Source organism: Hydrogenophilus thiooxidans (assembly GCF_019049855.1).
Lineage (GTDB): Bacteria > Pseudomonadota > Gammaproteobacteria > Burkholderiales > Rhodocyclaceae > Hydrogenophilus > Hydrogenophilus thiooxidans.
The window spans coordinates 108,250-129,844 of sequence record NZ_JAHLSY010000001.1; the positions used below are offsets into that span (position 1 = coordinate 108,250).

A 21,595-nucleotide genomic window follows, 5' to 3' on the forward strand; every position below is an offset into this window, starting at 1 on the left:
GCGCTACAATTCGATGCATTCTGCGCAAAGGAAAAACGGAGGAGGCGATGAAACGAACGATTTGGCTGCGCCCCCCTTTTTGGTTCGCCCTTTCCGGTGCATTCGTCACTTTGGGTCTTGCCGTTGCGGCAATCGATCCCAACCGCACGGCACCCTCACCGCAAGAGGTCATCGCCTCGCTACCCCCGATTTCTCTCCACCCGGCCGCTGAGCCATCCCTCCCCCCGGTTGTGATCCGAGACCGCGTTCAACAAGGAGAGACACTCAGTGAATTGTTGGAACGAATCGGCGCGAACGACCCCGAATTGATCGATTACGCGCTGGCGGCACCGGAAGCCCAGCCGATCCATCGCCGCCTTTTGGGCAACGGAACGGTCACGCTCAAACTGGACCCAACCGGCAAAGTCTTTGCGCTACAACTTCCGCTCACCCACGGTGAACGGGTGACCATCGAACGCGACGGTGACCGTTTTGCGGTCAAAAATAACGCCGACTCCAGCGACACGACCACGTTCCTTGAAGCACGGGAAGGCGTGATCTCGTCGTCTCTTTTCGCCACTGCCGACGAAATCGGGCTGCCCTACGAAATCGCGAGCCGTTTGGCGGAAGTCTTCGGGACCGAAATCGATTTTTCCCGCGACTTGCGTGTAGGCGACGCGTTCGTCGTGCTCTACGAGACGTCGATCGACGCGTTGGGAAACAAAACTGTCGGTGATATCGTCGCCGCCGAATTCACCAATCAGGGTAAAACCTACCGGGTTCTTCGCTACACCAACCGAGACGGTGAAACAGGCTTTTATACCCCCGACGGCAAAGCGCTGGGGAGCGGTTTCTTGCGCTACCCCCTCAAATTCACCCGGGTCACCTCTCAATTTGGTCTGCGGGAACATCCAGTAACCGGCGGCATGAAAAACCATTATGGCGTCGATTTGGCTGCCGCGACCGGAACGCCTGTTTTGGCCGCGTCGGACGGGCGCGTCACATTCCTCGGTTGGAAAGGCGGATACGGGAAACTGGTGATCCTCGCGCACCGCAACGGCTACGAGACCCGTTACGGGCACCTCTCCGCGTATGCCAACGGACTTGCGCCTGGACAGAAAGTGCAACAGGGCCAAGTGATCGCGTACTCGGGCGCGACGGGGCGCGTCACGGGTCCGCATCTCCACTATGAGGTACGCATCGGCGGTAAACCCTACAACCCCCAAACCGTTCGCCTCCCTGGACCCGAGCCGCTACCGAAAGCGGAGTTGGCGCGGTTTCTCGAGCAGACGCGATCCACGCTGACCCAACTGGCAGCGGTTGCGCGCCGCCCCGAATTGGTTGCAACGCAACAGCGAGCGCAGCCATCCCAACCAAAGGGATGATCACGCGCGCTCAGTCGAACCGTTCGGCATCGGCAAAGCGTGGCGCTCGGCGATCCTTTTCTGAGATAATCAACGGGACGTCGAGTTCGGGCCACGCGATCGCCAACTGGGGATCGTTCCAAGCGATTGCGCGGTCGTATTCCGGCGCGTAGTAATCGGTCGCCTTGTAGAGCAAGCGCGCAAAGTCCGTAAGCGTGAGAAAACCGTGGGCAAAACCCGGTGGAATCCACAACTGCCGCTTGTTGGTGTCCGACAATTCCACCCCCACCCACTGACCAAACGTGGGCGAGCTTTTGCGAATATCGACGGCCACATCGTAGATTGCCCCTTCTGCGCATCGAACCAACTTACCCTGCGCGTGCGGCGGCAACTGATAATGGAGCCCCCGCAGCACCCCGCGCTTCGAACGGGATTCGTTGTCTTGGACGAAGGTCACCCGATACCCCAGCGCCGCTTCGAAACGGGCCTGATGAAACGCTTCGAAGAAGTACCCCCGTTCGTCGCCATGCACGACGGGTTCGATCAGCAGCACCTCGGGAAGTGCGGTGGGAACGATGCGCATCCCAAACTCCTTGTGTCCGTTCACAATCGCTGCAGCAACCGGCGCAGGTACGCGCCGTAGCCACTTTTGCCGAGCCGCTCGGCTTGCGCCAAGAGCGCCTCCTCATCGATCCACCCTTGCCGCCAAGCGATCTCTTCCGGGCAAGAGATCTTGAGACCTTGTCGCCGTTCGATGGTGGCGATGAACTGGCCGGCGTCGAGCAGCGAATCGTGCGTTCCGGTATCGAGCCACGCATACCCGCGCCCCATCACTTCGACGTGCAGCGTGCCATCGGCAAGATAACTGCGGTTGAGATCGGTGATTTCGAGCTCCCCACGCGGCGAGGGACGAAGCCTTTTGGCGCGCTCACTCGCCGACCCATCGTAAAAATAGAGCCCGGTCACGGCGTAAGACGATTTCGGCCGCGCCGGTTTTTCTTCGATATCGATCGCGCGCCCCGCTTGGTCGAACGCCACGACGCCGTAGCGTTGCGGGTCGGTGACGTGGTACGCGAAGACCGTAGCACCCGTTTCACGCATATCGGCAGAAAAGAGGAGCGTTTGCAGATCGTGCCCGTAGAAGACGTTGTCACCGAGCACCAACGCACAAGGCGCACCTGCAAGAAACGCTTCGGCCAACAGCAGCGCCTGCGCGATCCCTTCCGGTTTCGGCTGAACGTGGTAATGCAACGCGATCCCCCATTGACTGCCATCGCCCAAGAGTTGCGCAAAGCGCGGCGTGTCTTGCGGCGTCGAAATGAGGAGTATTTCGCGTATTCCCGCCAACATCAGCGTCGAGAGGGGATAGTAGACCATCGGTTTGTCGTAAAGCGGCAACAGCTGTTTGGAAACCGCCAACGTGCTGGGGTAGAGTCGCGTTCCGGACCCCCCCGCCAGGACGATCCCTTTGCGTTGGCTGGTTCGCCGCTCGAACGCATACGGCAACCCCACCGCAACAGTGGCAGCCGAATCGGTTGGTACGGATAATGTCATCGTCTCGTTCCTTCAGGTCATCCACTGAGGGAGCAGCATTGCACCAGCGCTTCGACGGTGCGGGCAACGTCCGTCTCCCAACTGGGAAGCGTCACCTCCAGGGTCTGTTCGAGCAAATCGGTGGCGAGCCGCGAATTGCGCGGGCGCGGTGCTGGTGTCGGGTAGTCGGTGCTCGGAATGGCGCGAATGGCGTCCGGGTGCACCCGCAGCGGCCACCCATATTGCGCTGCGCATTTCAGTAGAAAGCGCGCGTAACCAAACCAGCTCACCGCCCCTTTCGGCGCGAGGTGCAGCAGCGGTGGCACGCGATCGGGTGACGGCGACGGTGCATGAGCGGCGCGATCACCGACTGTGAGCAACCGAGTCAGCAACCGTTCGCTGACTGCGGCGATCAATTCCGCACTCGTCGGCGCGCCGATTTGGTCATCAACCACGGCCAATTGGTCACGGGTCCGCGCCAAGCGCAGCATCGTTTTGAGAAAGTTGTTGCCGTGCACGCCATAGACCCAGGAAACACGCAAAACGACGGCACGAGCACCACTGCCCAACACCGCCTGCTCGCCCGCCAGTTTGCTGGCCCCATAGGTATTGAGTGGCGACGGCGTATCCGTCTCGCGATAGGGGCGGTTGCGGCACCCGTCGAAGACGTAGTCGGTGGAATAGTGCAAGAGCGCCGCGTGGTTTGCCGCGCACCAGCGCGCCAACCGTTCTGGCACCGCCGCGTTCAAACGATACGCCAGTTCGGGCTCGCGTTCGGCACGGTCGACTGCCGTATACGCCGCGGCATTGACGATCGCGGCAGGACGCTCGGCGTCAAGGCGCGCTTGCAGCGCGTCGAGGTCGCTCAGATCGAGCGCCTGCCGGTCGAGCGCGACCAGATCGTAGTCGAGCGCCAACCGAGGTCGCAACGCCCAACCGACCTGGCCGTTGGCACCCAAAAGCAGTACACGCAAACGGCTCATCGCCCCTCCTGGGATAGCCGCGCGCCGTATTGCGTGCGAACCCAATCGCGGTAGGCGCCACTTTGCACCCGCTCGACCCAATCGCGATGGACAAGATACCAGCGCACCGTTTTTTCGAGGCCGGTTGCGAACGATTCCGCCGGTTGCCAACCGAGTTCGCATGCGATTTTGCGCGCGTCGATCGCATAGCGGCGGTCATGACCGGGCCGATCGGCAACAAAGGTGATTTGATCGCGATAGGAGCGGCCATCCCCACGCGGGGCCAGGCGATCCAGCAAAGTGCAGAGCTCGGTGACCACCGCAAGGTTGGTCTGCTCGTTCCACCCGCCGATGTTGTAGGTCTCACCTGGCGTACCGGCATCGAGCACGCGCCGCACCGCGGCGCAATGGTCACCGACGTAGAGCCAGTCCCGGATCTGTTGCCCATCGCCGTAGATCGGAAGCGGCTCGCCCGCAAGCGCGCGCAAAAGACAAAGCGGGATCAGCTTTTCGGGAAACTGCCGCGGCCCGTAGTTGTTCGAGCAGTTGGTGGTGAGCGTCGGCAATCCGTAGGTGTGGTGGTAGGCCCGCACCAGATGGTCGGACCCCGCTTTGCTCGCCGCGTAGGGGGAATTGGGTGCATAAGGGGTTGTCTCGGTAAAGGGCGGGTCGTCTGGTTCGAGCGTGCCATAGACTTCGTCGGTGGAGACGTGGAGGAAACGAAACGCTTCCTGCTCCGAAAGAGGCAGTTGCTGCCAATAGTGGCGCGCTGCTTCGAGGAGGCGAAAAGTGCCCACGACGTTCGTCTGGACGAACGCCTCTGGCCCAAGAATGCTGCGGTCGACGTGCGATTCGGCGGCAAAATGGACGATCGCGCGAACCCGGTGTGAGGCCAAAAGCTGTTGGAGCAGCGCCGAATCGCCAATATCCCCTTTTACGAAAGTATGGCGCGGATCGTCGAGGACGGGCGCGAGGTTCTCGAGATTGCCCGCGTAGGTCAGCGCATCGAGCGTCACCACGGGCTCATCCCGCTCTGCCAGCCAATCCAAGACAAAATTGCTGCCGATGAAGCCCGCGCCACCCGTGACCAAAATCGTCATTGCCCGTTTCCCCTTCGGAAAGGGGAAATTGTACCGCAACCGACCGAGCGACAAGGAATGCGACGATCCGAGTAAACGGCAACCCCGCCGTGCCTGCGCTCTGCTCGGCTACGTTGCGCTTTTCGGCATGCTCAGGCGCTTGACGCCCGCGACGAAACGGGCCAACGTCGGCGACATCACGCCGCGGGGAATCATCGCCTCGATCAATTGGAAGCGCCCACGTGTCCGCCACGCGCGATCCAACGCCGCTTTCAGTTCGCGCCGGGAGCGCACCCGCATGCCATCGCCGCCCATCCCTGCCGCCATTGCCGCGAAGTTCCAGTCGTCGAGATCGTTGAAGTGCGACTCCGGCTGAAACGCCCGCAACATCTCCCAACTGGCGTTGTTGAGCACGATCACGATGGGATCCCAGCCGTAACGGCGGCAGTTCCCCAACTCCCATCCGGTCATCTGGAACGCGCCATCCCCGACCAGAATGATCGGACGTTCGCCGCAGGCACAAATCCCAAGCCCCGCCGGAACCCCAAACCCCATCGTCGCGTAATAACCCGGCGCTACCATCGCGGTGTGGACGATATCCATCGCGGTAAAGAGGCAATCGCCCGTGTCCGCAGCAAGGGGCACCTTCCCATGGGTGGTCATCAAATCGTTCACCGCCGTTGCGATCGCCTGCGGGGTGATCTCGCCGTCGTCGGCGCTGAGCCCAGTCGGATATTGCCGTTGTGCCGGTTGGAAGCGATTCCCTCGATCTGGGGTGCGCGCAAGCAACGCATCGATCAGGCGATCGAGCGGAATGTTGGGGTAGTGATGGTGCCCCACCCGAACGGCACCGTCGAAGGCATGGATCGTTCGCCGCCAATCGATCCGTTTCTGCGAAACGGCGAAATTGGTGTCCGAAAGTATCACGCCCAACAACAACAGGCCATCGCTCTCCTCGACCAACTGGGTGATCTCGGGATCCCCGGCGATCCCCATGTAAGTCCCCAAAAGGGGCGCATTGGCGTCGGCCAACAAGCCGCGCCCCATGAAGCTGGTCACGACGGGAATGCCCAAGCGGGCGGCAAGTTTCGCAACCGCTTGCTCGACACCGTAGCGCCGCACTTCGACACCTACCAGCAAAACCGGCTGCTTGGCCTGTTTGAGTCGCGCCAATACTTCGTCGGCACACGCAGCGATCGCTTCGGGGTCGACCGTCGCCTCGGGCAACGCCGGAACGGGGTCGCACGGCACCGCGACAAGATCGCGGGGTATCTCGATATAAACGGGGCGCGAATGGCGTTTGCAATTGGCCAACACCCGCGCGATCTGTTTGGGGGCCGTTCCGGGATCGTCAAGACGCACCTGGTCGCAGGTGATCTCTTGATAGATTCGGTATTGCGAATCGAGCGTCTTTGCCTGATGGTGGAGAAAGAGCCCAGAACTGGCTTCATGCGCCCCCGGCGCACCGGAGATTACGACAACCGGCGATTTTTCCGCATACGCCGACGCAACGGCATTGACCATGTTGAGCGCCCCTGCGCCGTAGGTCACCGCCGCAACGCCCAACCCGCCGTGGTACCGCGCGGCTGCGTCGGCAGCGAAACCGACGCCCGGTTCGTGAGAAAAGGTATAGAGGGGCAAAATGCCGGTCTCTTCGATGATCTTGAAATAGGGTAAGGCAAAATCGCCCGGAATCCCGAAGATCTGTTTGGCGCCATTGGCTTTGAGTGCGTGCAGTAACGCTGTGGTGAGGTTCATCGCAGTGGCCTCCTTTTGGATGTGGTGCGTCATTATCGCGCAATCGTCGGACAAAAAATTCGCATGATCGACAATATCGGGCTAAAATTCGCACAAAATTTTTGTTTTCCCCAATATGAACGCAAAAGAATTGCTCGACCCCGTCGATTGGGAAATCTTGCGCCTCCTGCAACGCGACGCGACGCACGCGCTGGCTGCGATCGGTGAAGCGGTCGGGCTTTCGCCGTCGCAAGTCGCCCGGCGCAAACAACAACTCGAACGACGCGGTTTCATCAAAGCGACCCCAGCGATTCTCGATGGGGCGCGGTTGGGGTTTGGGGTGGTTGCGTTCGCGTCGCTCTGGCTGGAGCGCCACAGCGCCACCCGGCCTGAAGCGTTCGAACGCGCCGTCGCGCTGCTACCCCCCATCGTCGAATGCCACGCGATTACCGGCAGTGCCGACTACTGGTTGAAAATCGTCGCCCCCGACCTGGAAACCTTGGGTCGCTTCGTCCGGGAATCGGTTTTGCGCCTACCCGGCGTGGCGCGAATCGAAACCCACATCCGTCTCCAAGGCGTCAAAGAGACCACGGAACTACCGCTTGCGCTCGTCCACCGGTAAACAGGCCACCGCGGTCGTCTGCCAACCCGCACCGCATGCAGTGATACAATGGGCTTTTTTCGTAGGAGTTGTTCTGATGTGGATCACTAACGCTTACGCGCAAGCCGCAGGCGCTACCGCCGACCCCACCGGTGGGTTGATGCAGCTGCTTCCGCTCATCTTGATGTTCGTGGTCATCTGGTTTCTGATGATCCGTCCCCAGATGAAACGCGCCAAAGAGCACAAACAGATGCTCGAAGCGCTCAAAGTCGGCGATGAGGTACTCACCCAAGGTGGGATCATCGGGATCGTCCGGGCGATCGACGACCAGTTCGTCACGGTCGAGATCGCCAAAGGGGTCGAAGTGGTGGTGCAAAAACCGACGATCCTCGCCGTCCTCGTCAAAGGCACCGTCAAACACCTCTGATCGTGAAAGCGCTGCGTCTATGAACCGCTATCCGCTGTGGAAAAGTGTCCTGATCGTCCTCGTGGTGATCGTTGGGGCAATTTACGCGCTCCCCAACCTATTTGGTGAAATCCCCGCGGTCCAGGTTGCGCCGATCAAAGCGGGCGCTCCGTGGGACGCCGCGCCCGTAGAGGCGCGCATTCGGGAAACGCTCGCTTCCGCGCACCTCGAAGCCACCGGATTCGAACGGGACCCCGATGGACTTCGGATCCTTTTCGCCGAAACCGAAACGCAACTCAAAGCGCGTGACCTCATCGACGCAGCGCTCAATCCCGATCCCAAAAAACCGCGCTACATCGTAGCGCTGAACCTCCTGCCCGGCGCACCGAAGTGGTTATTGGCGATCGGCGCGAAACCGATGTACCTAGGGCTCGACCTTAGGGGCGGCGTCCACTTTCTCTTGGAAGTCGATATGGCAGGGGCGATTGCGCAGCGGCTCGACGCGCTCGCTGCGGACATCCGGTCCACGCTACGCTCCGAGCGGATTCGGTCACTGGGTATCGCCCGCCAAGGCAATACGATCGTTGCCCGTTTCTCGGACCCCACCACTGCACAACAGGCGCGCACGGTACTGACGAAAACGTTTCTCGAGCTCGCCATCGACCTCCAAGAAAACGGCGACGAAACGCGCCTCATCGCGCGGCTGACACCCAGCGCGGAACAGAAAATCCGCGAATTCGCTTTGAAACAAAACATCACCACGTTGCACAACCGCATCAACGAACTGGGCGTTGCCGAACCGGTGATTCAACAGCAAGGGGCGAACCGCATCGTCGTGCAACTTCCGGGCGTGCAAGACGTGGCCAAAGCGAAAGACATCTTGGGACGCACCGCGACCCTGGAAGTGCGCCTGGTCGACGACACCCCCGGCGCGCTCGAAGCGGCACTCGCGGGTCGTGTTCCGCCGGGAACGGAGCTGCTCACCGAGCGCAACGGTCGTCCCATTCTCGTCAAGCGCGACGTGGTTCTCACGGGTGAGCGGCTGACCGATGCACAACCCGGGTTCGACAGCCAGACGCAAGAACCGGCGGTCCACCTCACACTCGATGCGGCTGGCGCCCGGATCTTTCGCGACGTCACCCGTGAAAATGTCGGCAAACGCATGGCGATCCTTTTGATCGACCGCGGGGTTGCCGAAGTGGTCACCGCCCCGGTGATCCGAACGGAGATCGGCGGCGGTCGCGTGCAGATCTCGGGCGCGATGACGACGGCAGAAGCGCGTGACATCGCGTTGTTGTTGCGTGCGGGGAGTCTTGCCGCCCCGATGCGGATCGTCGAAGAGCGCACGATCGGGCCGAGCCTAGGGAAAGAGAACATCGAACGCGGGGTCAATGCCACGCTCTACGGTTTCCTGGCGATCGCCCTTTTCATGATCGTCTACTATGAGGTGATCGGTATCGTTTCGGTGGTCGCGCTCTTTGTGAACCTGGTGTTGCTGATCGCGCTCCTTTCGCTACTTCAAGCCACGCTGACCCTACCGGGTATCGCAGCCGTGGCGCTCACGCTGGGGATGGCGATCGACGCCAACGTGCTGATCAACGAGCGGATTCGTGAAGAGCTGCGCGCGGGTGTCTCCCCGCAATTGGCGATTGCCGCGGGGTATGATCGCGCGTTCGATACCATTTTGGACTCGAACGTCACCTCGCTGATCGCCGGTCTGGCGCTCCTGATTTTCGGCTGGGGTCCGGTACGTGGATTCGCAGTGGTCCATGTCCTGGGTATCCTCACCTCGATCTTCAGCGCCGTTCTGGTCTCACGCTGGCTGGTCAATCTGATCTACGGCGGCAACAAACGCATTTCGCGTATTCGAATCGGTTGAAAGGTCTCGACCATGGAACTCTTTCGTCCTCGTGCCGACATCCCCTTCATGCGCTTTGCGCCCATTTTCAACGCCATTTCGCTCCTCTTTTTCCTGGTTGCGGTGGGCAGTTTGATCGTCCGCGGCCTCAACCTCTCGATCGAATTCACTGGGGGGACGTTGGTCGAAATCCATAGCGAACAGTCGATCACACTGCCGCCGCTGCGTGAAACCCTTGTGCAAAACGGTTTTCCCGAAGCGCAGGTGCAACATTTCGGCTCGACGAAAGCAGCGATCGTGCGCTTGGCGCGACACGATGAGCTCCCCCCTGATGAAGTCGCAGACAACCTACGCGCCCTTTTTGCCAAGCACCTGCCTGAGATCACAGTTACCCGCGTGGAATTCGTCGGCCCCCAAGTAGGACGTGAACTTGCGGAAAACGGCGCAATCGCGCTCGTCTTGGTCGTGATCGGGATCATGATCTATTTGGCGATCCGCTTCGAGTGGCGCTTTTCTGTAGCGGCGATCATCGCCAACCTGCACGACGTGGTGATCATTCTTGGTTTCTTTGCGCTCTTCCAATGGGAGTTTTCGTTGCCGGTACTGGCTGCGGTACTTGCCGTGCTCGGCTATTCCGTCAACGAAACCGTGGTGATCTTCGACCGCGTGCGGGAAAAGATGCGCGCAAGCCGCGGCAAGGTCTCTACCGCGTCGCTCCTTGACCATGCGATCACCTCGACGATGTCCCGCACCGTGATCACCCACGGCAGCACCTTGGCGATGGTGCTCTCAATCCTTCTCTTCGGCGGAGAGACGCTCTACTATTTTGCGCTGGCATTGACGATCGGCATTCTCTTCGGAATCTATTCGTCGATCTTCGTCTCGTCGGCACTCTTGATGTGGTTTGGTGTCACCCGCGAAAGCCTCATCAAGCCGGAACGCAAGAAAGAAGAAGCGGTCGTCTGAACCGCGCAAAAAAAGGTCGCTGCCCATGCAGCGACCCCAATGACGCAACAACGCAGCCTGCTCGGTGATCAGCGCAATTTCTGCGGATCGAAGCCGGTAGCTTCGTACACCATTTCGATCACTTTCTTATCGATGCGCGGCGCCATCTCTTCATGCACGGGGATGAGCGCTTTCTTGAGCGCCAATTTCTCTTCCGGCGTCAATTCGATGATCTCGCTCGTTCCCGCTTTCCGCACCGCTTCAAGCGCTTTTTCGTTCTCTTCCTTGGCGATGTCGTTGACGTACTCCGTCGCCTCTTTCATCGCTTTTTCGAGCTGGGTACGGATCGTATCCGGCAAACCATCCCAGAAGCGTTTGTTGGCGATCACCGCATAGCCCAAGTACCCGTGGTTCGACAGCGTCACATATTTCTGCACTTCGTGCATCTTCTGGGTATAAAGATTGGACGGCGGATTTTCGGTGCCATCGACCACACCGGTTTGCAACGCCTGATAGACTTCGGAGAACGCCATCACCTGCGGCAGCGCCCCGAGCGCCCGCATCTGCGCTTCGAGCACTTTCGAGGACTGGATCCGCATCTTCAACCCTTTGAAGTCTTCCGGCTTGCGTAGCGGCTTGTTGGCCGAAAAGACCTTGAAGCCGTTGTCCCAATACGCCAGCCCTGTGATCCCTTTCGGTTCGAGCGCAGCGAGCAGTTTCTTACCCACCGGCCCATAGGTCACTTTGTGCAGATCTTCGTAGCCGTCGAAAATGTAGGGGAGGTCAAAGACCTCGAACTGCCGGACCCCAAGTGGCCCGAACTTGGCGAGTGACGGGGCGATGATCTGCACCGCGCCCAACTGCAACGCTTCGAGCTCCTCTTTGTCTTTGTAGAGCGTGCTGTTGGGATAGACCTCGACCTTCACCGCACCGTTGGTATATTTTTCCGCCAACTCTTTGAACTTGAGCGCCCCCTTCCCCTTCGGGGTGTCATCTGCCACCACGTGGCTGAATTTGATCACGATCGGTTCGGCCGCTTGCGCCGCACCCATCACGCCGATCGCAGCCAATGCAAACACAACGGTCTTCAGTTTCATAGTCACCTCCTGTACAAGGCTGCCTTTACATCATCCCCAGCGCTCGCGGCAGCCAAAGCGAGAGCGCGGGCCAGTAAGTCACCAAAATCAAAAAGAGCAGCATCGTGACGAGCCACGGCAACACCGAGACGCTCACCTCGGTGAGCCCCGCACGGGTGATGCCGCTTGCGACAAAGAGGTTGAGTCCCACCGGTGGCGTGATCATGCCGATCTCCATATTGACGGTAACGACCACACCGAAATGGATCGGATCGATCCCAAGCGCTACCGCGACCGGAAAAAGGATCGGCGCAAGGATCAAGATGATCGAGCTCGGCTCCATCAAATTACCGGCAACCAACAACAGGATATTGACGATCAACAAAAAGCCGATTTGACCCAGCCCCATGTCGATGATCGCCTGCGCCAGCATTTGCGGGATCTGCTCACTGGTGAGGATGAACGAAAAAACCACCGCGCCCGAGATGATGAAAAAGAGCATCGACGCCATGTTCGCCGATTCGATGAACACCCGCGGCACGTCGCGCCAAGTGAGGTCGCGATAGACGTAGAGCGCGATGAACGCGGCATAGACGGCGCTCATCGCCGCAGCCTCGGTCGCGGTGAAAATGCCCGCGTAGATCCCACCCATCACGATCAGGATCAGCATCAACCCCCAAATGGCGTCGCGAAAGGCCTCCCAGCGCTCTCGCCAGCTCGCTTTCGGCTGCTTGGGGAAATGGTTTTTCTTCGCCTGCCACCAGGTGGTCGCGGCAAGCATCAGGGTGAGCACGATCCCGGGAACGACCCCCGCCATGAAGAGCGCACCGATCGAAGAGTTCGTGGTCACCGCGTACATCACCATCACGATCGACGGCGGAATGAGGATGCCCAACCCACCTGCGGATGCGACCGTACCGATCGCAAAGCGCTGGGGAAAGCCCTGCTTGAGCATCGCCGGGATGAGGATCGAACCGATCGCCAACACCGTGGCCGGAGAGGAGCCCGAAACGGCCGCAAAGAGTGCGCACGCGGCAACCGCGGTCATCCCCAATCCCCCGGTGATGTGACCGACCATCACGTTCGCAAAGCGGATCATCCGGCGCGCAACCCCCCCGCTGGTGAGAAAATTCCCGGCCAGAATGAAGAACGGGATTGCGAGCAGCTCGAATTTTTCCACCGCCGACATCATTTTGAGGGTGACCGATTCGAGCGGCACATTGGCCAAAACCCCCATGAAGAGGAAGACGGTGAGGCCAAGCGCGACCCCGATCGGCATCCCGACAACCATCAAGAGAAAAAGCAAACCGAAAAGAATCGCCGCGTTCATTTACGACTCCTCCAACCCAGCAACGTGAGCGACCTGGTGGCGCGGCAACTCACCCGTACGCCAGAAACGGATCAGCACCTCCAAAAACCGCCACCCCATGAGCATTCCCCCGATGGGGATGATCAGATAGACCGCCCAAGACGGCCATTCGAGATCGGGTGTCACCGAGCCTTCGAAATAGGGCCCCGTGTCCCAACCCAACGTGTCGTAAAAAGCGTAGGCCAAACCGTTCTCCCACACGAACAACGCCCCGAACCAGGCTGTCAACGCACTGAAGAGGATCCCGGCTCCAAGCCCCAACGTCACGAGGAGCGCGCGCGTCTTGCCCGTAGCCCGCTCCGTGACAATATCGACGCCGACGTGAATTCCCGTCCGCACCCCATACGCCGCGCCGATTTTGGCCATCCACGCGGCACAGATGAGCGCGAACTCCTGCGCCCACCCCAAATCGCGCGCAAGCAGCCAATCTTGCAGATAAGGGATGGGCACACCGCTCAGATAGCGATGGACAACCGCGACGAAAATCACCCCGGTCGTCAATGCCAGAAGAAAACCGATCAGCCACTCTTCGAGGTGGTTCAGGATTTGCCGGAAACGCATCGTCATGCCCCAACAGACCAGAGATGCGGCGCATTGTGCGACAATCGTCCGCGAAACGCTATCGTGGAATTCCACTATGCGCCGCTTCGCTCAGCACAACCCACTCTTTTGGCCCCCGCTCATCGCTGTACTGACCCTGATGCTCGCGCTCGCGGCAACCGCAGGGTACCAATGGCTGAGTCTCGAAGCGCAACGCACCCAACAGCGCATTCAAGATACGCTCTGGTTGCGGCAATATCTGACGTTTCAACTCGACGACCTCGCTGCCAAGCTGAAAGGCACTGTCGAGGCGATCAGTTCCCCCGACGGAGCCATTTCGTTTACGGCTTCGAAAACTTTGCTCTTTCGCCAGCACCGTGAGCTCACGGCGCTCGAGATCGTTCCACACGCATCGCGCGCTTTACGTTGCCAAGCTGAGCAACCGTGGTCGTTCGTTGCCTCCGACCCGGGAAAAAGCGAACTGGTTTGGTGCCACCCCCTTGCCGACGGACTGGCGCTCATTGCGCACATCGACCTTGCCACCTTCTTGGCGCAAGCGCCGTGGTGGGTGCTGCAGCACTACCACGCAGCGCTTTACGATGCGCAAGGCGAACTGCTCGCGCTAAGCGGCGCACCCACTACCGAGGCGCCGGAGTCGCGCTATCGCACCGTCGTCACGCTCCCTGGGGTCGAATGGATGGTGGAGCTGGCTGGTGACCCGCCGGTCACGCCCTTTGCGCAGCGGCTCCTGCTCACTGCAAGCTTCATCTTGGGGTTGGCCGCGATCGTCGCGATCGGATTTGCGGCCCGCGCTGCCAGTGCGCGTTTGCAAGCCCTCAAAGCGCTCAAAGACGAAGTGGCGTTTCGCCGCGCGATGGAGAATTCGTTGCGCGTGGGGCTTCGGGCGCGCGACCGCGAAGGCAAGATCCTCTACGTCAACGACGCGTTTTGCGCGATGACCGGCTTCACGGCAGAGGAACTGATCGGCCGCTCACCCCCCATGCCCTATTGGGACCCCAAAAAGCAAGAAGAGACCGAAGCGTTGCACCGTCAGATTCTGGCCGGGAAGGGACCTACGGCAGGTTTCGAGATTGGCTTTCGTCGCAAGGATGGACGACCGTTGGAAGCGCTGGTTTTCGAGGCACCGCTCGTTGATGGAGAAGGTAAGCAGATCGGGTGGATGGCTTCGATCATCGACGTCACCGAGCAGCGGCAAAAAGAGCGAGAGATCGAATGGCAGCGCAACCGCCTGGCCGCGCAAGCACGCCTTGTGACACTTGGCGAGATGGCGGCTGCGATCGCGCACGAACTCAACCAGCCGCTGTTGGCAATCGCCAGCTACGCCAGCGGCGCGCGCCATCTGCTGCAGCAGGACGCAAACAGAGGCACTGCTGGGGACAACCCAACGGGCGCTGCGCTCAGCGACGCGCTCACGGCGATCGAACGCCAAGCGTTACGCGCAGGCGAAGTCGTGCAGCGGATTCGCCAATTCAGCCGCCACCGCGAACCCCTCTACGCGCCCCATGCGATCGCGAAACTGATGACCGAAGTCGTGCAACTGGTCGAGCCGCTTGCAAAGCGAACCGGTGTCCACATTCAAGTGACCCCTGGGCCCGAGATCACGGTCGAGGTCGATGCGATCTTGCTCCAACAAGCGGTTGCGAACGTCTTGATCAACGGCATCGAAGCCGCCGCGGAGCCCGAAGCACGGGCGCGGCGCGTCGCCGTCACCTGGCAAAGCGATGCCGATCGGTTCGCGATCGTGCTCCGCGACTGGGGGCCAGGGATTGCGGAAACGGCATGGCAACGCCTCGATGAGGCGTTCATCACCCAAAAACCCGACGGGCTCGGTTTGGGGTTGTGGGTGACCCGTTCGGTGGTCGAAGCCCATCGCGGGCGACTGGAGATCCGCCGCCACCCCGACGGCGGCACCGTGGTCACGTTGCGTTTTCCGCGCCAAGCCACCCATGCCGCCCGTGGTGTCGTCTCTCAACCCGCTGCCGCGCATTAGGAGCCGTGATGACCTCTGAGATCACCGTATTCCTCATCGACGACGACCCTGATGTGCGCCAAGCCCTCTCGTGGCTGTTGCGCGCCCATCGCTTTTGCGTCGCCACCTTTGCTTCGGTCGCCGACTTTTTGGCCGCGGTCACGCCGCAAGCGCGCGGGGTGATCGTGATGGATCTGCGCATGCCCGAGATCGACGGGCTGGACGGCCAGGCCTTGTTGCGGCAACGGGGCTTTCAACTCCCGATCCTTTTTCTCACTGCCCATGGCGATGTCCCCAGTGCAGTGGTCGCACTCAAACAGGGTGCGTTCGACTTTTTGGAAAAGCCGATCGAAGGCCAGGCCCTGGTTGCCCGAATCCAGGAAGCGCTGGCGTTCGAAGCAAAGCTCTGGTCCGAACGGCAGCGTGAAGCGCAGTGGACAGATGGGTTGGCGAAACTGACCGAACGCGAACGCGAGGTATTGCGGCTGACGCTACAGGGACTTCCCACCAAAACGATCGCCGATCGCTTGGGGATCGCGGTGCGTACCGTCGAGGTGCACCGCGGGCATCTTTTCGAAAAATTGGGGGTAAAAAGTGCGCTCGAACTTGCAGCGCAGATGCCGCCCCACCTGCGGGCGGAAATCGAAGCATCATGACCGCAAGCACGCGTCCTGCTCAGATCCGCCGCGCAAGCTCGCTCGCTTTACCGGTGTAGTCGTGCGGGGTCATCGCCAGCAGACGGTTTTTGACCGGCTCCGGCAACGGCAAGTCCGCGATGAACGCACGCAGCCGTTCCGCGGTAATTTTCTGTCCCCGGGTGAGCGCTTTGAGCTGTTCGTACGGATTGGGCAAGCCATAGCGCCGCATCACGGTTTGCACCGCTTCGCCCAAAAGTTCCCAGGCGTCGTCGAGATCGGCAACGATCACGTTCGCATCGACGTCGAGTTTCCCAAGGCCACGCGCGAAACTGTCGAGCGCCAAGAGGGTGTGGCCAAACGCCACCCCGAGGTTGCGCAACACGGTGGAGTCGGTCAGGTCGCGCTGCAGACGAGAAATCGGCAGTTTTTCCGCAAAGTGGCGCAAGAGCGCGTTCGCAACCCCTAGGTTTCCTTCGGCGTTTTCGAAATCGATCGGATTGACCTTGTGGGGCATCGTCGATGATCCCACCTCCCCCGCTTTGAGCCGCTGGCGGAAATAACCCAGCGAAATGTAGGTCCAGAGGTCGCGCGCAGCGTCGATCACGACCGTATTGACGCGAGCAACTGCGTCGCAGAGTTCGGCGATCGCGTCATGCGGTTCGATTTGGATGGTGTAGGGGTTGAAAGCTAGCCCCAACGATTCGATGAAGCGGCGGTTGATCGCTTCCCAATCGAGCTCCGGGTACGCGGCGGTATGGGCGTTGTAGTTCCCCACCGCGCCGTTGAATTTTGCGGTAAGCGTCACCGCGGCGATCGCAGCGCGCCCTTTTTCGAGCCGCGCCACGATATTCGCAAGCTCTTTCCCGAGCGTCGTCGGGCTAGCGGGTTGCCCATGGGTGCGCGACAGCATCGCCAGGTCGGCGTGCGTGTGTGCCATCGCGCGCAGCGCTTCGATCACGGCATCAAGGCGCGCCAATACGACGTTGCGGCCAGACGCCAGCATCAACGCATGCGCGACGTTGTTGATGTCTTCACTGGTGCACGCAAAATGGACGAACTCCTTGGCCTTGGCAAGCGCGGGCAACGCGGCCAAACGTTCTTTGAGCCAATATTCCACCGCTTTGACGTCGTGGTTGGTCTCGCGCTCGATCGCTTTGATGCGGGCGGCGTCTGCGGCCGAAAATTCACGCGCGAGCCGCTCGACCTCGGCGCGTGTCGCCGCGTCGAGCGGTGGCACTTCGGCGATCTCGGGCGTCTCTGCCAAATGGAGGAGCCAAGCCACCTCGACGCAGACGCGCGCGTGCATCAAACCGAATTCAGAGAAGATCGGCCGCAGCGCGTCGAGTTTTTCGGCGTAACGACCGTCGAGCGGTGAAAGCGCGAAGAGCGCAGCGTGCGGCGACAGCGATTCCTGCACCTCAGGGTTGGGAAAAAGAGAAACGGTTGGGCACGTCGTTTCGGTCATCGTCGTAGTCCTCAGGAGCGATACTCGGCGTTGATCTTCACGTAGTCGTAGGAAAAGTCGCAGGTCCAGACGGTTGCTGCGGCGTCGCCGCGCCCCAGGTCGATTCGAATCGTGAGCTCGTCGGCTTTCATGATCCGCACGCCGTCGGCCTCTTGGTACGAGGCAGCCCGCCCACCCTGTTCGGCTACGAGCGTCTCTTCTTCGGCATTCGCCAACCAAACCCGTACGCCAGTGACGTCGAGATCGGCAATCCCAGCGTAGCCGATCGCCGCGAGGATCCGGCCCAGGTTGGGGTCGGAAGCGAAGAGTGCCGTTTTGACGAGTGGCGACTGGGCCACCGCATAGCCCACCTGACGGCACTCGCCACGATCCTTGCCGCCAGTTACCGAGACCGCGACGAATTTGGTCGCGCCTTCACCGTCACGCACGATCGCTTGCGCGAGCCATTGGGCCAGCGCCAGGAGCGCTTCGCGAAAGCGGCGCGAATCGGTGCAGGTCGCATTCCCCCGAAGGAGTGGCCCGGTGCGCTGCGTCGTGATCACGACGAATGAATCGTTGGTCGAGGTATCGCCATCGACCGTGATCGCGTTGAACGACTCGTCGGCGACTTCGCGAACCAATGCGTCGAGCCAGTGGGGATCGACCCGGGCGTCGGTGGCGATGAACCCGAGCATCGTCGCCATGTTGGGCCGGATCATCCCGGCCCCTTTGCTGATGCCGGTAAGCGTCACCGTGCTGCCGTCGGAGAGTGTCACGGTTCGGCTGGCCGCTTTCGGCACAGTGTCGGTGGTCATGATCGCTTCCGCTGCGTGCGCCCAGCCGGTGGGGCTGAGGGTTGCGACCGCGTCGGGGATCCCGGCGAGCACTTTCGCGATCGGCAGCGGTTCCAGAATCACGCCGGTGGAGAACGGCAAGACTTCGGTTGCGGTAACGCCCAGCGCTTCTGCGACCGCGGCACAGGTGGTCCGCGCGTCGGCAAGCCCCTGCGCTCCGGTGCCCGCGTTGGCCACCCCGGTGTTGATCACAAGCGCACGCACTTTTCCACCCGTTGCCGCAAGATGTTCGCGGCACACCTGGACCGGCGCGGCGCAGAAACGGTTTTGCGTAAACACCCCGGCAGCGATACTGCCCGGATCGATCGCGATCACCGTGAGGTCGCGGCGGTTCGCTTTCCGAATCCCCGCTTCGGTCACCCCTAGGCTAACCCCCGGGACCGCCTGCAAAATTTCTGGTTGAAACGTCAGACCAACAGCCACTCTTTACCCTTTCCTATCCAACCGCTTGCCCAGAGCGGTTCACACCAAACGGCCGTGACAGTGTTTGTATTTCTTCCCCGATCCGCACGGGCACGGGTCGTTCCGCCCCACCTTGGGAAGCGCATGGCGGAACGGTTCGTCCTTGGTTTCCGCTTGGCCAGCGCGTTGCCCGTCGCTTTCCGATTCTGCTGCGGTCGCAACACCCGCGTCGGGATGTTCGAAATGGAGCGCTTTGAGTTCCGGTTCCTGTTGGGCCACCGCCTCGACCGCTTCCGGCGCTTGAATCCGAACCGTCATCAGGATTTGTGTGACGTCGCGGCGAATCGCCTCAAGCATCGTTTCGAAAAGCTCGAACGCCTCCCGCTTGTACTCCTGTTTCGGGTTCTTCTGCGCGTATCCGCGCAGGTGGATCCCTTGGCGCAGGTGGTCGAGCGCTGCAAGGTGTTCGCGCCAGTGCTGGTCGATGCTCTGAAGGAGCAGCGAACGTTCGAACTGTGCCCATGCGTTTGGCTCGACGAGCGCTTTCTTCTCGGCGTAGGCCCGATCCGCCGCTTCCAGGATTCGCGCCAGCATCGCTTCGTCACTCAGCTCCGGTTCCGCTTCGAGCCACGCTTTGACCGGGAGCGGCAATGCGAATTCGCTGGCAAGCGTCTGCTCGAGTCCGGTAAGATCCCACTGCTCGACGATACTGTCTTGCGGTACGAAGGTACGGAACGTGTCGCGCAAAACCCCCGCGCGCATCTCGTCGATCATCTCCGCGACGCTCGCGGCGTCGACCACTTCGTTACGCAGCGCATAGAGCACCTTGCGCTGTTCGTTCGCGACGTCGTCGTACTCCAACAGTTGCTTGCGGATATCGAAGTTGTGCTGCTCGACCCGCCGCTGCGCGGTCTCCAATGCCCGCGTCACCATCGGATGTTCGATCGCCTCCCCCTCGGGCATTTTGAGCCGCACCATCAACGCATTGAGTCGGTCGCCCGCAAAGATCTTGAGGAGCGGGTCTTCGAGCGAGAGGTAGAAACGCGACGAGCCGGGGTCGCCCTGACGACCGGCGCGACCGCGCAATTGGTTGTCGATACGGCGCGACTCGTGCCGCTCGGTCCCGATGATGCGTAGCCCCCCGGCTTCGATCACCCAGCGATGGTTCTCTTCCCACTCCTTCTCGAGCGCTTCGATCTTCGCTGCTTTTTCGCTTTCGGAAAGGTTGGGGTCGTTGCGGATCGCTTCGACCTGAGGTTTGATATTCCCGCCCAAGATGATGTCGGTACCCCGACCTGCCATGTTGGTCGCGATCGTCACCATCCCCGGGCGCCCCGCCTGAGCGATGATCTCCGCTTCTCGCGCATGCTGCTTCGCGTTGAGCACCTGATGTGGGATCCCCCTTTTTTTGAGGAGCCCAGAGAGGAATTCGTTCACTTCGATCGAGGTCGTCCCGACCAGCACCGGCTGACCGCGTTTGCGGCACTCTTCGATGTCTTCGATCACCGCTTGCCACTTCTCTTTTGCGGTGCGGTAGATCCGGTCGTTTTCGTCCTTGCGGATCATCGGCCGGTTGGTTGGGATGATCACCGTTTCAAGGCCGTAGATTTGCTGGAACTCGTAGGCTTCGGTGTCGGCGGTCCCCGTCATTCCCGCCAATTTTTCGTACATCCGGAAGTAGTTTTGGAAGGTGATCGACGCAAGCGTCTGGTTCTCGGCGCGAATCGGGACCCCTTCCTTGGCTTCGACCGCCTGATGCAACCCCTCCGACCAGCGGCGACCGGGCATCAAGCGACCGGTGAATTCATCGACGATGATGATCTCACCATCCTGAACGACGTAGTGTTGGTCACGATGAAAGAGCGCATGTGCGCGCAGCGCGGCAAAGACGTGATGCACCAAGGTGATGTTGCGCGGGTCGTACAGGCTCGACCCTTCGGGCAACAGCCCCTGTTCGGTGAGGATGCGCTCGACCTTTTCATACCCTTGTTCGGTGAGGAGCACCTGGCGCGCTTTGAGGTCGACGGTGTAGTCGCCCGGCGTCACCACCTCATCCCCTTCCATCTTTTGCTCGGTGAGCAGCGGGATGATGGCGTTCACTTTGACGTAGAGTTCGGTATTGTCGTCGGCCTGTCCCGAAATGATGAGCGGGGTTCGCGCTTCGTCGATCAAGATCGAATCGACTTCGTCGACGATCGCGTAATGGAGCCCCCGCTGCACTCGATCCTCGGGGCGATAGACCATGTTGTCGCGCAAGAAATCGAACCCGAATTCGTTGTTGGTCCCGTAGGTGATGTCGCACGCATAGGCCGCCTGCTTCGCCGCGTGGTCGATCCCTGGCAGATTGACACCCACGGTCAGCCCCAGGAAACGGTGCAATTGCCCCATCCATTCGGCGTCCCGTTTGGCCAAGTAGTCGTTCACCGTAACGACGTGCACCCCTTTGCCGGTAAGCGCATTGAGATAGGCGGGAAGGGTCGCGACCAAAGTCTTCCCCTCACCGGTGCGCATTTCGGCGATTTTCCCTTGGTGCAGCGCAATGCCGCCGATCAACTGGACGTCGAAATGGCGCATCCCCAGCACGCGCTTGCCCGCTTCACGGACCACTGCAAACGCTTCAGGCAGCAGCGTGTCGAGCGATTCGCCGTTGGCGACACGCTGCTTGAATTCCGCGGTTTTGTGTTGCAGTTCGGCATCGGAGAGACGGGCGGTTGCTTCTTCGAGGGCGTTGATCCGCGCGACGATTCCGCGATACTGTTTGATCAACCGGTCGTTGCGGCTGCCAAAGATCTTTTTCAAAAGCTTCGCGATCATGCTA

The 21,595-nt window shown here is 60.8% G+C and carries 18 protein-coding genes; 7 read left to right on the forward strand and 11 right to left on the reverse strand.

The window, feature by feature from the left end; all coding sequences use genetic code 11:
* The first annotated feature begins 47 nt into the window (after nt 1-47).
* Nucleotides 48-1,364, forward strand: coding sequence for a M23 family metallopeptidase (locus KUL93_RS00535; protein ID WP_217125177.1), 1,317 nt, complete (start codon nt 48-50; stop codon nt 1,362-1,364).
* 10 nt (nt 1,365-1,374) lie between these two features.
* On the opposite strand, the gene rfbC is transcribed toward KUL93_RS00535, so the two are convergent.
* The 5 genes from rfbC to ipdC form a co-directional block, all read right to left on the reverse strand.
* A complete protein-coding gene (rfbC, locus tag KUL93_RS00540) occupies nt 1,375-1,926 on the reverse strand; it encodes a dTDP-4-dehydrorhamnose 3,5-epimerase (RefSeq protein WP_119334841.1) in 552 nt (183 codons plus the stop codon).
* Between the two features lie 20 nt (nt 1,927-1,946).
* A complete protein-coding gene (rfbA, locus tag KUL93_RS00545; RefSeq protein WP_217125178.1) occupies nt 1,947-2,897 on the reverse strand; it encodes a glucose-1-phosphate thymidylyltransferase RfbA in 951 nt (316 codons plus the stop codon).
* Nucleotides 2,898-2,914: 17 nt separating this feature from the next.
* The gene (rfbD, locus tag KUL93_RS00550; RefSeq protein ID WP_217125179.1) at nt 2,915-3,859 is read right to left on the reverse strand and encodes a dTDP-4-dehydrorhamnose reductase; all 945 of its coding nucleotides are present in this window, start codon (nt 3,857-3,859) and stop codon (nt 2,915-2,917) included.
* On the reverse strand, nt 3,856-4,938 hold the full coding sequence (gene rfbB / locus KUL93_RS00555) for a dTDP-glucose 4,6-dehydratase (protein ID WP_217125180.1): 1,083 nt from the start codon (nt 4,936-4,938) through the stop codon (nt 3,856-3,858). The genes rfbD and rfbB overlap by 4 nt, the downstream gene beginning before the upstream one ends.
* 108 nt (nt 4,939-5,046) lie before the next feature.
* A complete protein-coding gene (gene ipdC, locus KUL93_RS00560; protein ID WP_346731605.1) occupies nt 5,047-6,675 on the reverse strand; it encodes an indolepyruvate/phenylpyruvate decarboxylase in 1,629 nt (542 codons plus the stop codon).
* A gap of 115 nt (nt 6,676-6,790) precedes the next feature.
* On the opposite strand from ipdC, the gene KUL93_RS00565 reads away from it, so the two are divergent.
* From KUL93_RS00565 to secF, 4 genes are all read left to right on the forward strand, one after another.
* Nucleotides 6,791-7,276: an Lrp/AsnC family transcriptional regulator gene (locus KUL93_RS00565; RefSeq protein WP_217125182.1), complete on the forward strand. Its 486-nt coding sequence runs from the start codon at nt 6,791-6,793 to the stop codon at nt 7,274-7,276.
* A 76-nt stretch (nt 7,277-7,352) separates the two neighbouring features.
* Nucleotides 7,353-7,682 (forward strand): preprotein translocase subunit YajC, encoded by a 330-nt coding sequence (gene yajC / locus KUL93_RS00570; protein WP_249419154.1) that lies wholly within the window; start codon nt 7,353-7,355, stop codon nt 7,680-7,682.
* A gap of 19 nt (nt 7,683-7,701) precedes the next feature.
* Nucleotides 7,702-9,540: a protein translocase subunit SecD gene (gene secD, locus KUL93_RS00575; RefSeq protein ID WP_217125183.1), complete on the forward strand. Its 1,839-nt coding sequence runs from the start codon at nt 7,702-7,704 to the stop codon at nt 9,538-9,540.
* 12 nt (nt 9,541-9,552) lie between these two features.
* Nucleotides 9,553-10,485 carry a protein translocase subunit SecF gene (secF, locus tag KUL93_RS00580; protein ID WP_217125184.1) on the forward strand — a complete coding sequence of 311 codons (933 nt, stop codon included), beginning with the start codon at nt 9,553-9,555 and terminating at the stop codon, nt 10,483-10,485.
* A 68-nt stretch (nt 10,486-10,553) separates the two neighbouring features.
* On the opposite strand, the gene KUL93_RS00585 is transcribed toward secF, so the two are convergent.
* From KUL93_RS00585 to KUL93_RS00595, 3 genes are read right to left on the reverse strand one after another with little or no spacing between them, the layout of a single operon-like run.
* Nucleotides 10,554-11,561, reverse strand: coding sequence for a TRAP transporter substrate-binding protein (locus KUL93_RS00585; RefSeq protein WP_217125185.1), 1,008 nt, complete (start codon nt 11,559-11,561; stop codon nt 10,554-10,556).
* 25 nt (nt 11,562-11,586) lie between these two features.
* Nucleotides 11,587-12,870 carry a TRAP transporter large permease gene (locus KUL93_RS00590; protein WP_217125186.1) on the reverse strand — a complete coding sequence of 428 codons (1,284 nt, stop codon included), beginning with the start codon at nt 12,868-12,870 and terminating at the stop codon, nt 11,587-11,589.
* Complete coding sequence (locus KUL93_RS00595; RefSeq protein WP_217125187.1) at nt 12,871-13,470, reverse strand: TRAP transporter small permease; 600 nt, start codon at nt 13,468-13,470, stop codon at nt 12,871-12,873.
* Nucleotides 13,471-13,546: 76 nt separating this feature from the next.
* On the opposite strand from KUL93_RS00595, the gene KUL93_RS00600 reads away from it, so the two are divergent.
* Both KUL93_RS00600 and KUL93_RS00605 read left to right on the forward strand, forming a co-directional pair.
* A complete protein-coding gene (locus KUL93_RS00600; RefSeq protein ID WP_217125188.1) occupies nt 13,547-15,460 on the forward strand; it encodes a sensor histidine kinase in 1,914 nt (637 codons plus the stop codon).
* 8 nt (nt 15,461-15,468) lie between these two features.
* Complete coding sequence (locus tag KUL93_RS00605; RefSeq protein ID WP_217125189.1) at nt 15,469-16,095, forward strand: response regulator transcription factor; 627 nt, start codon at nt 15,469-15,471, stop codon at nt 16,093-16,095.
* A 19-nt stretch (nt 16,096-16,114) separates the two neighbouring features.
* Here the strand turns inward: KUL93_RS00605 and purB are convergent, their stop codons facing one another.
* The 3 genes from purB to secA form a co-directional block, all read right to left on the reverse strand.
* A complete protein-coding gene (gene purB, locus KUL93_RS00610; protein WP_430408191.1) occupies nt 16,115-17,482 on the reverse strand; it encodes an adenylosuccinate lyase in 1,368 nt (455 codons plus the stop codon).
* 71 nt (nt 17,483-17,553) lie between these two features.
* On the reverse strand, nt 17,554-18,798 hold the full coding sequence (gene argJ, locus KUL93_RS00615) for a bifunctional glutamate N-acetyltransferase/amino-acid acetyltransferase ArgJ (RefSeq protein WP_217125191.1): 1,245 nt from the start codon (nt 18,796-18,798) through the stop codon (nt 17,554-17,556).
* A 39-nt stretch (nt 18,799-18,837) separates the two neighbouring features.
* Nucleotides 18,838-21,591 (reverse strand): preprotein translocase subunit SecA, encoded by a 2,754-nt coding sequence (gene secA / locus KUL93_RS00620; protein ID WP_217125192.1) that lies wholly within the window; start codon nt 21,589-21,591, stop codon nt 18,838-18,840.
* Between the last annotated feature and the right edge of the window lie 4 nt (nt 21,592-21,595).